11 protein-coding genes are annotated in these 12,416 nt (G+C 37.1%); 1 reads left to right on the forward strand and 10 read right to left on the reverse strand.

Annotated features, from left to right (window positions below; genetic code table 11):
* From ACZIX2_RS08380 to ACZIX2_RS08425, 10 genes are all read right to left on the reverse strand, one after another.
* The coding region (locus ACZIX2_RS08380) for a DnaJ domain-containing protein (RefSeq protein ID WP_463339646.1) at positions 1 to 493 on the reverse strand (493 nt) is incomplete at its 3' end.
* A 463-nt stretch (positions 494 to 956) separates the two neighbouring features.
* Positions 957 to 1,721, reverse strand: a complete 765-nt coding sequence (trpA, locus tag ACZIX2_RS08385; protein ID WP_463339647.1) for a tryptophan synthase subunit alpha — start codon at positions 1,719 to 1,721, stop codon at positions 957 to 959.
* A gap of 21 nt (positions 1,722 to 1,742) precedes the next feature.
* On the reverse strand, positions 1,743 to 2,063 hold the full coding sequence (locus ACZIX2_RS08390; RefSeq protein WP_463339648.1) for a gamma-glutamylcyclotransferase family protein: 321 nt from the start codon (positions 2,061 to 2,063) through the stop codon (positions 1,743 to 1,745).
* Between the two features lie 134 nt (positions 2,064 to 2,197).
* On the reverse strand, positions 2,198 to 3,379 hold the full coding sequence (gene trpB, locus ACZIX2_RS08395; RefSeq protein ID WP_463339649.1) for a tryptophan synthase subunit beta: 1,182 nt from the start codon (positions 3,377 to 3,379) through the stop codon (positions 2,198 to 2,200).
* A gap of 24 nt (positions 3,380 to 3,403) precedes the next feature.
* Positions 3,404 to 4,048 (reverse strand): phosphoribosylanthranilate isomerase, encoded by a 645-nt coding sequence (locus ACZIX2_RS08400; protein ID WP_463339743.1) that lies wholly within the window; start codon positions 4,046 to 4,048, stop codon positions 3,404 to 3,406.
* A gap of 109 nt (positions 4,049 to 4,157) precedes the next feature.
* On the reverse strand, positions 4,158 to 4,943 hold the full coding sequence (gene trpC / locus ACZIX2_RS08405; protein WP_463339650.1) for an indole-3-glycerol phosphate synthase TrpC: 786 nt from the start codon (positions 4,941 to 4,943) through the stop codon (positions 4,158 to 4,160).
* 87 nt (positions 4,944 to 5,030) lie between these two features.
* On the reverse strand, positions 5,031 to 6,047 hold the full coding sequence (gene trpD / locus ACZIX2_RS08410; RefSeq protein ID WP_463339651.1) for an anthranilate phosphoribosyltransferase: 1,017 nt from the start codon (positions 6,045 to 6,047) through the stop codon (positions 5,031 to 5,033).
* A gap of 87 nt (positions 6,048 to 6,134) precedes the next feature.
* Positions 6,135 to 6,701, reverse strand: a complete 567-nt coding sequence (locus ACZIX2_RS08415) for an anthranilate synthase component II (protein ID WP_463339652.1) — start codon at positions 6,699 to 6,701, stop codon at positions 6,135 to 6,137.
* A gap of 105 nt (positions 6,702 to 6,806) precedes the next feature.
* Positions 6,807 to 8,207, reverse strand: coding sequence for an anthranilate synthase component I family protein (locus ACZIX2_RS08420; RefSeq protein ID WP_463339653.1), 1,401 nt, complete (start codon positions 8,205 to 8,207; stop codon positions 6,807 to 6,809).
* Between the two features lie 315 nt (positions 8,208 to 8,522).
* The gene (locus ACZIX2_RS08425; protein WP_463339654.1) at positions 8,523 to 9,812 is read right to left on the reverse strand and encodes a hypothetical protein; all 1,290 of its coding nucleotides are present in this window, start codon (positions 9,810 to 9,812) and stop codon (positions 8,523 to 8,525) included.
* Between the two features lie 330 nt (positions 9,813 to 10,142).
* Here ACZIX2_RS08425 and katG point away from each other — a divergent pair, with 330 nt between their 5' ends.
* Positions 10,143 to 12,359, forward strand: a complete 2,217-nt coding sequence (gene katG, locus ACZIX2_RS08430) for a catalase/peroxidase HPI (protein WP_463339655.1) — start codon at positions 10,143 to 10,145, stop codon at positions 12,357 to 12,359.
* Positions 12,360 to 12,416: the final 57 nt, after the last annotated feature.

Consider the following 12,416-nt stretch of genomic DNA (forward strand, 5'->3'; position numbering starts at 1 on the left):
CTGGTATGGTTAGCCGAATGTTTTTGCTATTAATGTTGAGTGTGCGTTTATGAGTAGTGTACACGTCATTGAGTTCCAAATGCAACTCAGCATTATAATCTTGGCCTTTATACCCTGTATTTCTTCTCCTACTATTTTGAGCACCTCCAAATAGCGATTCAAAAAAATCCGAATACTCTCCTTGGCTAGTATAGTTGTCAAAATCATTTTGAGAACTTTTGGCATATTGATACTGTTGTTGTTGTCGCGCTTTTTCGATTTCGTCAGTATGCTGCCAATTTTCGCCATATTGATCGTATTTTTTTCTGTTTTCTGGATGGCTTAAAACTTCGTTGGCTTCGTTAAGGGCTTTGAATTTTTGCTCGGCTTCTTTGTCGTTAGGATTCAAGTCAGGATGATATTTTCGCGCTAATTTTCTATACGCTTTTTTGATATCAGCCTCAGAGGCATTTTTTTCAACACCTAAAATGGAATAATAATCTACAAAAGCCATTGTTCTTACTATTTAAGTTTCTTTGTTTCTCTTTTAGTATAAAGAGAATTTAAGCACTATAAATTTAAGAATAATTATTGAATAAAGGTTTGGAAATGAAAAGAATAAGGTTGAGGTTGCTTGTGATGTTTACTTAATAAAGTGTCCTTTTTTTATTTTTCTATAAAACTTCAATCTTGTTAAGTAGTTTAATTTCTTCGACAGAGATGAAAGTAATGCTCGTTGTTTTAATTTGCTCTGTTTTGGGTTTTGCATTGGATGTCCTATGAAAATTTCACCTGATTCATTGGATTTGGGTTAAAGAAATGTCAAAAAAACAAACTTTCGATTATAAATTAAAAGGTCACTCAAACGAATACAGTTTGAAATAAATATCTGTTCTTGGTAGAGGAAAATCAAGAGGAAAAGAGTACTACAAATTTTGAATGTTTTGCAGTACTCATTTTTTAGCTTATTTTAAATATTAGTTCCGAATCGATTTTACAAATGTTGCAATGTCACGAGTCCCATTTTCCTTTAAATAGTGGATAAAGGCACTGCCAATGATGGCTCCTTTGGCAAATTGAGTGGCTTGCTCAAAAGTTTCGGCATTGTGAATACCGAAACCAACAATTTGAGGATTTTTTAGATTCATTTGCGCGATGCGTTGGAAATACGCTTCTTGTGTGTTTCCAAATCCGGCACTCGAACCTGTTACACTAGCCGAGCTTACCATATAAATAAAACCATCCGAAACACTATCGATAAAATGGATGCGTTCGTCTGAAGTTTGTGGCGTGATTAAAAAGATGTTTTTTAAACCGTATTTTTCAAAAATTGCTTTGTATTCGTCAGCATATACATCTACAGGTAAATCAGGAATAATCAATCCATCGATTCCTATTTCGGCGCATGTTGCACAAAATGGCTCCACACCATACTGTAGCATCGGATTAAAATACCCCATAATCACTAGTGGAATACTTACTGTTTTTCGAATGTCTTTTAGTTGATCAAACAATACTTGTGTGGTCATGCCGTTGTGCAAGGCTTGAGTGGAACTCGCCTGAATGGTAGGACCATCGGCCAAAGGATCGCTAAAAGGCAATCCGATTTCGATCATATCGACGCCATTTTTTTCTAAATCTTGAATAATTTGTACAGTATCGTTTAGATTAGGATAGCCCGCAGAAAAATAGATGGACAATATTTTTTTATCTTCTTGTAATTTTTGATGTATACGATTCATGATGATTTTAAAAATTTTTTTTTATTGTGCTAAAGTGTAGGCCCATGCTTTTTGGTTGGATTGTAAATGTACTTCCACCCGTTTGTAGTAGACCCCCTCATACAAATCGGCTTGACGTAGATCGGTAGCAGAAATTTCATAAACAATACCGTGGATAGTGTCGTTAGGGTTGTGTGTTTCGGTTATAATGGGGTAACTCACCAATCCAAACTCTTCTTCAATTTGAATTTCTTTCAATTGATATCCTTTTAAGGTTTCTGGTTTTCCCACTAAAATTCGTCCAAAGAGTTCTTCTTGAACATCTGGATTTTGTAAGGTGCCGTAGGTGAATAATTTTTGCATGGTGTTTTGGTGTTAATGACTACTTCATTTCTGGTCATGCAGGGTTTGCGTTAGGGATGGGAGCGGCATCCTCTAGGGGCGGGGTTCGCCCCTAGAGATATAGCGTACAGCCCGACCCTTGTGGAAACGCCCTACTACAATTTAAAGTAGTCAATATACGTATTTAAATCTTTATCTCCTCGTCCTGAAAGGCTAATCACGACAATATCTGAGGGTTTGAATTGTTTTTGTTTGAAAATAGCCAAGGCGTGCGAGGTTTCGATGGCGGGAATGATGCCTTCTAGTTTACACAATTCGAGTCCAAACGCCATCGCATCATCATCAGTAACGGAATAGAATTCGGCACGACCAGATTCAGCCAAATGCGCGTGCATAGGTCCCACACCCGGATAGTCTAGCCCAGCCGAGATAGAGTAGGGCTCCGTAATTTGCCCATCTGGGGTTTGCATCAACAGGGTTTTACAACCGTGAATAATTCCCATTTTACCTAGTTTACTCGTAGCAGCACTATGACCCGAATCGACGCCTTTTCCAGCGGCTTCTACGGCAATAATGCCGACTTCTTTTTGGTCTAAGAAATGGTAAAATGTTCCAGCAGCATTGCTTCCGCCACCAATACAAGCAACGACATAGTCTGGGGTTTCGCGACCTTCTTTTTCGTTTAATTGCCATTTGATTTCCTCGGAAATGACACTTTGAAAACGGGTAACCATATCAGGATAAGGGTGCGGTCCAATGGCAGAGCCAATGATGTAATGTGTGTCTACGGGATTGTTAATCCAATCGCGGATGGCTTCGTTAGTGGCGTCTTTTAGCGTACGTGAACCTGATAACGCAGGGCGTACGGTAGCACCCAACATTTTCATTCGAGCCACGTTGGGTGCTTGACGAGCAATGTCGATTTCGCCCATATAAACGATGCATTCTAATCCCATTAAGGCGCAAACGGTAGCGGTAGCCACGCCGTGCTGACCCGCACCTGTTTCGGCGATGATGCGTTTTTTGCCTAATTTTTTGGCGACTAGAATTTGTCCAATCGTGTTGTTGACTTTGTGCGCGCCTGTATGGTTGAGGTCTTCTCTTTTTAGGTAGACTTTGGTCTTGTATTTTTCAGACAATCGCTTCGCAAAATACAATGGGCTTGGACGCCCAACATAATCTTTTAATAGTTGGTTGAATTCTTCTTTAAAATCGGGTGTAGCGGTAATGTCCAAATAGTTTTGGCGCAATTCTTCTACGTTAGGATATAACATTTCTGGAATGTAAGCTCCTCCAAACTGACCATAATAGCCTTTTTCGTTTACGTGGTATAACATTTTAAATATATTTTTAAGATGAATCTAATTTTTAGAGTCATCGGTTAATTTAATTTTTAAATTTTTCAATCTTTCAATGTTTTTCAACCCAGGTTCTATTTCAAATTTACTATTTACGTCTATGGCGTAAAGGGGTAAATGGGTGTTCAAGATTTCGTTTACTGCTGCGATTTCGTCAATCCCGATACCTCCACTAAGGAAAAAAGGTTTTGAGGAAGGATAGTTTTGTAAAATGGTCCAATCAAAAGTGGTTCCGTTGCCTCCAGGTAATTTGCCTTTGGTATCAAAAAGAAAGAAATCGCAAACAGGCTCGTAGGGTTTTAATAGGCTAAAATCAAAGGTTTCTTCTGCTGAGAATACTTTGATGATTTCGACACTAGTCCCTAATTTATTTTTTAATTCCAAACAAAAAGCTACTGATTCTTGTCCGTGCAACTGTACGGCTTGTAAATCATATTGAGCTACTTTGTCTAGGATGATGTCACTTTTTTCGTTGACAAAAACCCCCACTTTTTTGATAGATTTGGGTAACTCAGGCAACGGTCCTTCAAAATAACGAGCCGATTTTTCCCAAAAGATAAATCCCATATAATCGGGTAGGAGGGCTGCTACTTCGAGTATGTTATCAGGGTATTTCATACCGCAGATTTTAAGACCAAAGCCCCCCATCCCCCGAAGGGGGAGTTCTTGTGCGGATGTTGAATGCTGATTTGTTTTTGGTTTCATAACAATAGTGGTTAGTTGCTAGTAACTTATTGGTTTGCTCCCCCTTCGGGGGTTAGGGGGCTATTTTCTTTATAAAATCAGTGGCAGCTTCGCCTGCGTTATCTGTTTTCATAAAGTTTTCTCCAATCAAAAAGCCTTGGTATCCGTAGGGTTTTAATTCTTGAATGGCCTCAACAGTCGAAATGCCGCTTTCGGATACTTTGACAAAATCATTTGGAATTTTGGAGGCTAAATCTTTGCTAAAATCCAAACTCACTTCGAAGGTTTTGAGGTTGCGATTGTTTACTCCAATCATATCCAGTGTGGGCATAATCGATTTTTCTAATTCTTCTAAATTATGCACTTCAAGCAAAACTTCTAGTCCTAAACTTTTAGCAAATTGGGATAACGATTGAATTTCTTCACGAGTTAAAACTGCTGCGATGAGTAGGATTAAATCGGCTCCGTGGGCTTTGGCTTCTAGGATTTGGTATTCGTCTACAATGAATTCTTTTCGCAAAAGTGGAAGATTTACCGAGGCTCTAGCCAAAAGCAAGTCGTCTAGCGAACCCCCGAAATATTTACCGTCGGTTAGTACCGAAATGCCGCAAGCACCAGCATTTTCATAGCCTTTTACTACTTCTTCAACCGTAAAATTATTATTGATGATGGATTTGGAAGGCGAACGACGTTTGTGTTCGGCAATAATTCCAGAAGGACTTTCTTTTAATTTTTGGCTAAGCGAAATCGTCTGTTTTTCAAAAAACACCGAGGCTTCCAATTGCGAAACAGGAATAATGGATTTCTTGAGAAGGACTTCTCTTTTTTTATCGATGATGATTTTATCTAGGATGTTCATAACTTATAAGCCCCCTAACCCCCGAAGGGGGAACTGTTGGGCGAGTTGGGTTCCTTTTTGTTTTCTAATTAATTTTTCATTACTATTTTAAATTGCTCCCCCTTTGGGGGTTGGGGGGCTTATGTTTTTTAGTTTGTTCAAAGCTACCAAGCCTTTACCAGACAGCAAACTTTCTTTCGCTATTTGAAATCCTTCTAAAGGAGTGCATTGAGTAACGGTTGCAATGGCCATAGCAGCATTGGCACAAACCACATTGTTTTGGGCTTCTGTTCCTTTTCCTGAAAGAATGGACAGAAACATAGCAGCTGATTCTTCGATGGTTTTTCCACCCTCGATTTCGTTTTGAGATAAAAGGGACACACCAAAATCAGTCGGATGCAGCATCCCTTCCATTGTTTTGGTAATTGTTTTAGTAGGGCAGGTTAATGAAATCTCATCGTAGCCATCGAGTGCGTGAAGGATAGTAAAATTCACCTCGGTGTTTTGATACAAATAGCCATACATTCTGGCTAATTCCAAATTGAAAACCCCTACCAATTGATTTTTAGGAAAAGAAGGATTGACCATCGGGCCTAACATATTGAAAAAGGTTTTTACGGCCAGTTCTTTTCGTATGGGGCCTACATTTTTCATAGCAGGATGAAAAAGAGGTGCGTGCAACACACAAATACCAGCTTGGTCAATACATTTTTCTAAAAATGAGGCGTCGTTACTAAATTGAACGCCCATTTTTTCGAGTACATTACTGGAACCAGAAATAGAAGACACTCCGTAATTCCCGTGTTTGGCTACCTTTATTCCTGCACCCGCCGCAACAAAGGAAGCCAAAGTGGAGATGTTAAAGGTATCTTTTCCATCGCCACCTGTACCACATAAATCAATGGCATTGTAGGCGGATAAATCTACTTTGATACACAAATCCAATAATGCTTCTCTGAAACCAGCTAACTCATCTATGCTAATGCTACGCATCATATAAACGGTCAAAAAAGAGGCAATTTGACTAGGATTATAACTTCCGTTGGATATATTAATCAATACATTTTTTGCTTCTTCCTTCGAAAGCATTTCATGATTGATGAGTCTGTTTAATATGTTTTTCATTTTTATGAAATACTAGGTTTGTAAATAACTAAGATTCTTCTTTTTTGATTTAAGTAGGACTGCCTACTAAATACTGATGACTGCCTACTATTTTTTCACCCAATTCTCTAACATTTTTTTTCCGTCAGGGGTCAAGACACTTTCAGGATGAAATTGTACGCCGCGAACATCATAGGTTTTGTGGCGTAACGACATCACTTGGCCGTTTTCGTCTATGGATGTGATTTCTAAATCATCGGGTACATTTGTATCGACCACCCAAGAGTGGTAGCGCCCCACTTCGAATGTTGCTTCCAATCCATCAAAAAGGAGTTCATCATTTACAATAGTTTTTACTGTTGTGGCTACTCCGTGGTATACTTTGTCTAAATTGGACAAAGTACCGCCGTAGACTTCTCCAATGGCTTGTTGACCAAGACATACCCCAAAAATGCTTTTGGTGGGACCGTATTTTTGTATCACTGCTTTGAGCAAGCCTGCTTCGTCAGGGATACCAGGTCCTGGCGATAATAAAATTTTGTCGAAATGAGCGATTTCATCCAAATCAAATTCATCGTTTCGGTACACCGTTACTTCACAATCTAAATCTTCTAAATAATGTACTAAGTTGTAAGTGAAGCTATCGTAATTGTCTATGACTAGTATTTTTTTCATTTTTTTTATTGAAAAATTGAAAGATTTAAAGATTGAAAAAAATGATGTTTCTACAATCTTTAAATTCTTAAATTATTAAATCTTTAAATTTGTTTTAATTTTGTTTTAAATTTTCTCTGCCAAATCCAATGCCGTATTTAAGGCTCTAAGTTTGTTATACACTTCTTGCATTTCGCTTTCTTCATCTGAGTTGGCTACGATTCCAGCACCTGCTTGCGAATGCAATTGATGGTTTTTGCTCAAGAAAGTTCGAATCATAATGGCGTGATTAAAATTGCCTTCAAAATCCATAAAACCGATGGCACCTCCATAAAAAGCACGATTGGTTTTTTCATAATCTTCAATCAATTGCATCGCTCTATGTTTTGGAGCACCACTCAAGGTTCCAGCAGGGAAGGTATCTGCGACCACTTGTAATGTTAGGGCTTTTTCGTGTAAATACCCTGTAACTTTGGAAACTAAATGAATCACATGGGAGAAAAATTGCACCTCACGGTATTTCTCTACTTGAACGTCATGTCCGTTGCGGCTCAAATCATTTCTGGCTAAATCTACGAGCATCACATGTTCGCTATTTTCTTTTTTATCTTCAGAAAGGGCTTTGGCTAAAACAGCATCTTTTTCATCATCGCCTGTTCGTTTGAAAGTTCCGGCGATAGGGTGAATTTCGGCTTTTCTGTTTTTTACAATAATCTGAGCTTCGGGAGAAGAACCAAATAGTTTGAAATCACCATAGTCAAAAAAGAATAAATAGGGGGAAGGGTTAATGCTTCGCAAAGCACGATACACATTGAATTCATCTCCTTTGAAACCTTGTGTAAAACGTCTTGACAAGACCAATTGGAACACATCGCCACGGTAACAATGTTTTTTGGCTAATGCTACGTTGTGTTTGAATTCTTCATCCGTAAGATTGGAAAAACCTTCGCCTTCTTTTGAGAATTTATAGGTTGCTATATTTCGGGATTGCAGGAGTTGTTCGATTTCAGCGATGTTGTTTTTGCCATCCAAACTATGACTAAAAATATAGGCTTCGTTCTTGAAATGGTTGATGGCAATGATGTTTTGATACACCGCATAATATACATCTGGTATAGAATTGCTGTTTTCTTTTTTGGCAATACTTACTTTTTCGAAATAACGTACAGCATCATACGCTATGTAACCAAATAAACCATTATTAATGAACTTGAAATCATTTTTTTGCGATTGAAATTGATTCGAAAAAGATTGAATGATTGCTGGAATATTTGTTGAGGCATCAATATTTATAGCTTCGGAGGTGCCATCTGGATATTGCTTGGTAATGATTTCGTTTTCTATTTTTATAGAAGCAATAGGTTGACAGCATATATAGGAGAAACTGTTGTCGTTTCCGTGATAGTCACTACTTTCTAGCAATAAGCTGTTGGGGAATTTATCTCGTATTTTAAGATAAACACTCACCGGGGTTATGGTGTCGGCAAGGATTTGTTTGTAATGTGTTTTTAATAAGTATGTTTTCATTTTATTATAGTTAGGTTGAGCTGTTTTCAGATTTTAAAAATAATTGTAAAAAAAAAAGGCTTGTCGTGAATGACAAGCCTTTTATTATAATTGTTCAAATAATACTATAGGAGCTTTGTTCACGACGTTTGACGTAAAGTATTCCACCACCAAGTATTGTTTGTTATTGTTCTCATATTTTTTTTGTTGAGGCAAATATATAAATGAAATTGAATTAATCAAATAAATTCTAAAAATTTTATTTTCTGCTTTAAGATAATTTTGTTAAAAATCATGTCTTAAACGGGGTAAATGGGTTTTATTGTTGTGATTTTGTTAGTGATTGTTGGCAATAGTTGAATTATCTTTTTTTCTTAGGTCGGGGGTGCCTTTAAAATCGGTAGAAATAAAATAATCTTGATGAGATGTTGTGTTGATTTCAAAACCTAAAGAAGTTAAATCAGGCCAATATTTCAACTTGGAATTATAGCTTTGTTCTTCACTAATAATGTTTTCTTTGCATCTATTCAAAGATATATTACTTAAGGATATTTTTGAAAAGTAGTCATTGTTCAAAGCAATTTTTTCACCCAGAAGTAAAAAGGTAGAAAATCCAGAAATTGCTGAATTCATAAGAGTTAATGCACTGTTTTCTTTCAAGTAAATGGCTTCTTTTACTAAACCTTGAGAGTTGTCTTCTAAGTTTACAAAAGTTACGTTTTTGGCATTTATAGTGGTTAAGTTTTTGTTGAGATCAGCTTCGTCAATTTTGTCGTATGAGTCAATTTCAAAACAACGTGAATTTCCTGAACCCGATGAAAATGGGTGGCGTATCGCTAAACAATTGCTAATTGATGCTTGGGCACCTTGTGAAAAATCAAAATCATCGTCATCGGAACGAAATGAAATTAAATTGGTCAAATTCAAATTTCCACCAAGAATTTGAAAAGCATCAGCATTAGAATAGCTTACTTGGATATGGTCTAATACGGTTTTTTTTCCTACACCGGCTAGAGTCAAGGCATTGAGTTCTTTTGTGCCAGGCATTTTTTTGCCAGCATATTCGATTCGAACATATTTCAAAATTCCGGAGGAATCTTCTGAATTATCTCCTCCGTATAAAGAATACCCTTCATTTAAACCAAAACCGTTTAAAAAATGTTGATTGTCTTTTTCAATTTTATTTACCGGAGCATTGCCTAAAATAACGATACCACCCCAATTCCCAGGTTTTCTAACAGAAGCTATTTTGTTTGAAGTAAAAATAATAGGCGATTTCTCAGTGCCTTCTGCAATTAACTTAGCACCTTTAGTGATGACTAAGGCCCCACAATTATCAATATCACCTATTCCACATCGAATGATTGTACCAGGTTCAATTGTAAGTGTAGCATTGTTAGTTACATATACTCGAGTGTCTAGTAAGTAAGTGTTAGTGTTAACTAATTTAACATTTTTGTCTATTATACCAGATAACAAAACCGCATTTTCAGGATATTCTGTTACAGCAGGTTTGAAATTAGTCCACTCGTTCAACCAATTTTGTTCGCCAACAATGCCAAATTTATTTTGTGCACTAAGGGAACAATTAGCTACTAATACAGCCCATAATAGTAATCTTTTCATATTTGAAATAAGTTTATTTTATGATTTAGGTGGCGTAAACTTAATAAAATCTTATTATAATCCTAAATAAAATGTGAAAGGTTTTTTTAAATTAAATTTTTTAAAGAGAAAATAAAATAGAATTTTCCATATAAAAGCATTTTGTTGATTTTCATTTATTATAAAATGTATTTTTTATGCAGTTGGTGCAACTTATTTGTTTGATTTTGAGTAACTTTAAAGGAGTTTTTTGATGAGGTAATAGTTATTATCTATTGATTTTGAAAAAACAAAAGTTTAATCTTAAATAAATTAGCAAGTAAAAGGTATTTAACTAAAAAACAATAATTTATGGAAAATAACAATCAGTCTTTGAAAGAGAGTGGGAAATGTCCTTTTTCGAGTGGTTCAGTTACTAAAAGTGGTGCCGGAGGTACAAAGAATAGCGATTGGTGGCCCAATCAGTTGAATTTGTCTATACTGCGTCAAAATTCAAATTTATCCAATCCAATGGGTTTGGATTTTGATTATAAAGCAGCCTTCAACAGTTTAGATTATGCGGTCTTGAAAAAGGATATTTTTGAATTGATGACAAATTCTCAAGATTGGTGGCCTGCTGATTATGGTCATTATGGTCCTTTTTTTATTCGAATGGCATGGCATAGTGCTGGTACCTATCGTATTGCAGATGGAAGAGGTGGTGCTGGTTCCGGTACACAGCGTTTTGCTCCATTAAACAGTTGGCCTGATAATGCTAATTTAGATAAGGCACGTTTGTTGTTATGGCCTATAAAACAAAAATATGGAAAGAAAATTTCGTGGGCAGATTTGATGATTTTAGCAGGGAATTGCGCCTTAGAATCCATGGGATTTAAAACTTTCGGTTTTGGTGGTGGTCGCGAAGATGTTTGGGAGCCAGAAGAAGATATTTATTGGGGTTCAGAAGGGAAATGGCTTGAAGATAAAAGATATTCTGGAAATCGAGAATTAGAAAACCCTTTGGCGGCAGTGCAAATGGGGTTGATTTACGTAAATCCAGAAGGTCCCAATGGAAATCCAGATCCATTAGCAGCGGCTGTAGATATTAGAGAAACTTTTGCTCGTATGGCCATGAATGATGAAGAAACTGTTGCTTTGATTGCAGGGGGGCATACTTTTGGGAAAACACATGGAGCTGCTGATCCAAGTAAATATGTTGGACCTGAGCCTGCCGGAGCAGAAATTGAAGAGCAAAATTTGGGCTGGAAAAACACTTTTGGCACAGGTAATGGAGGTGATACGATAACTAGTGGTTTAGAAGGAGCTTGGACCACTACTCCCACTAAGTGGAGTAATAACTTTTTTTGGAATCTATTTGGGTATGAATGGGAGTTGACCAAGAGTCCGGCAGGAGCCCATCAATGGCAACCCAAGCATGGTATGGGGGCTGATTCAGTTCCAGACGCACATGACCCTAATAAACGTCATACGCCCATAATGCTTACCACTGATTTGGCGTTGCGTTTTGATCCTGAATATGAAAAAATATCACGGAAATTCCATGAAAACCCTGATCTTTTTGCAGATGCATTTGCTAGATCTTGGTTTAAATTAACTCACCGTGATATGGGGCCAATAGAGCGTTATCTGGGTCCCGAAGTACCTAAAGAAGCTTTAATTTGGCAAGATCCTATACCGGCTCGTAACCATACAGTATTGAGTGATGAATCAATATCAGTATTAAAAACTAAAATCTCAGAATCGGGCTTAAGTGTTTCAGAATTAGTTTCCGTTGCTTGGGCATCTGCTGCAACTTTTAGAGGTTCCGATAAACGTGGTGGGGCTAATGGCGCCAGAATTCGATTAGCACCTCAAAAAGATTGGGAAGTAAATAATCCTAAACAATTAGCCAAAGTGCTTGACGTACTAGGAAAAATTCAACGTGATTTTAATGCCGCTTCTTCAAATGGTCAATCGGTTTCCATAGCTGATTTAATAGTCCTTGGTGGTAATGTAGGGATAGAAAGAGCTGCCGCTAGAGGTGGTCATACTGTGGCGGTGCCTTTTACATCAGGAAGAACAGATGCTACTCAGGAACAAACAGATGTAGATTCTTTTGCCGTTTTGGAACCCGTTGCTGATGGGTTTAGAAATTACTATAAAAAACAGTATACAGTTTCAGCCGAAGAAATGTTGATAGATAAGGCACAATTGCTAACATTAACTGCTCCAGAAATGACTGTTCTAATTGGGGGATTAAGAGTAATGGATGTGAACTGTTGTCAATCTCAACATGGAGTGTTTACAAAGCAAAAAGAAGTTTTAACGAACGATTTTTTTGTTAATCTTCTTGATATCAACACTAAATGGGCTGGTGTTACAGGATCGGATCAAGTGTTTGAAGGAAAAGATAGAAAAACTGGCGAAGTTAAATGGACGGCTACTCGAGTAGATTTGATCTTTGGTTCAAATTCTGAATTAAGAGCATTGGCAGAAGTATATGCTTGTGCAGATGCTAAAGAAAAGTTCATAAACGATTTTGTTTTAGCTTGGAATAAAGTGATGAACGCAGATCGTTTTGATATTTAATGTTTATTTTTTGGTTTTAAAAGAAAAGAGGCTTTGAAAAAAGCCTCTTTTTGTTTG

This window comes from Flavobacterium riviphilum (assembly GCF_055231795.1).

What these genes read in the sequence shown, in the direction of transcription:
- trpC (WP_463339650.1), bottom strand. Translation starts at nt 4,943, where the DNA reads ATGAACATCCTAGATAAAATCATCATCGATAAAAAAAGAGAAGTCCTT.
- trpD (WP_463339651.1), bottom strand. Translation starts at nt 6,047, where the DNA reads ATGAAAAACATATTAAACAGACTCATCAATCATGAAATGCTTTCGAAG.
- katG (WP_463339655.1), top strand. Translation starts at nt 10,143, where the DNA reads ATGGAAAATAACAATCAGTCTTTGAAAGAGAGTGGGAAATGTCCTTTT.
- ACZIX2_RS08425 (WP_463339654.1), bottom strand. Translation starts at nt 9,812, where the DNA reads ATGAAAAGATTACTATTATGGGCTGTATTAGTAGCTAATTGTTCCCTT.
- trpB (WP_463339649.1), bottom strand. Translation starts at nt 3,379, where the DNA reads ATGTTATACCACGTAAACGAAAAAGGCTATTATGGTCAGTTTGGAGGA.
- ACZIX2_RS08415 (WP_463339652.1), bottom strand. Translation starts at nt 6,701, where the DNA reads ATGAAAAAAATACTAGTCATAGACAATTACGATAGCTTCACTTACAAC.
- ACZIX2_RS08390 (WP_463339648.1), bottom strand. Translation starts at nt 2,063, where the DNA reads ATGCAAAAATTATTCACCTACGGCACCTTACAAAATCCAGATGTTCAA.
- ACZIX2_RS08420 (WP_463339653.1), bottom strand. Translation starts at nt 8,207, where the DNA reads ATGAAAACATACTTATTAAAAACACATTACAAACAAATCCTTGCCGAC.
- ACZIX2_RS08400 (WP_463339743.1), bottom strand. Translation starts at nt 4,048, where the DNA reads ATGGGGGGCTTTGGTCTTAAAATCTGCGGTATGAAATACCCTGATAAC.
- trpA (WP_463339647.1), bottom strand. Translation starts at nt 1,721, where the DNA reads ATGAATCGTATACATCAAAAATTACAAGAAGATAAAAAAATATTGTCC.